General features: G+C 52.5%; 1 rRNA gene. It reads left to right on the top strand.

Going from position 1 to position 499, the window contains the following annotated elements:
- Window positions 1-96, top strand: a 16S ribosomal RNA gene (locus WFK95_RS24695); the annotation flags it as partial.
- Window positions 97-499: the final 403 nt, after the last annotated feature.

The raw sequence follows: 499 nt of genomic DNA, 5'->3' as shown, positions 1-499 counted from the left end.
CCTTGTGGGAGGGAGCTGTCGAAGGTGGGATTGGCGATTGGGACGAAGTCGTAACAAGGTAGCCGTACCGGAAGGTGCGGCTGGATCACCTCCTTTCTAAGGAGCAATAGTACCGTTGATCAGCTCGAATGTGGCTGATGCGGTTGCTCATATTGTTGGGTGGAACACTGACACGGTAATTCTTATCGCCCTGGTGGCCGGCTTGTCCGGTCCGGGGGGTTTCGTCGGCACACTGTTGGGTGTCTGAGAGGACACGTCCTTTCTGTTGCTGCTGCGCGTCAGCGCTCACGTACCATGCCTGGAAGGGTGTGGGTGGGTGGCGGTGTGGTGGTGTGTGTTGTTTGAGAATTGTATAGTGGACGCGAGCATCAACATGACGCCGCATCGTTTTGGTGTGGTTGTTGTGTTATGTTTCTGTAATTTTACATGTTTCTGTGTAAGCATTTTGTTGTGTTTTATTTGGCGCTTCGTCATGGAGCATATGCTGATGCGAGAGTGT

The sequence above is a fragment of the Tsukamurella sp. USMM236 genome (genome assembly GCF_037148755.1).
In the GTDB taxonomy this organism is placed as follows: domain Bacteria; phylum Actinomycetota; class Actinomycetes; order Mycobacteriales; family Mycobacteriaceae; genus Tsukamurella.
Note: the sequence above shows the minus strand (reverse complement) of the source record. Positions and strands in the feature narration are given on the sequence as shown.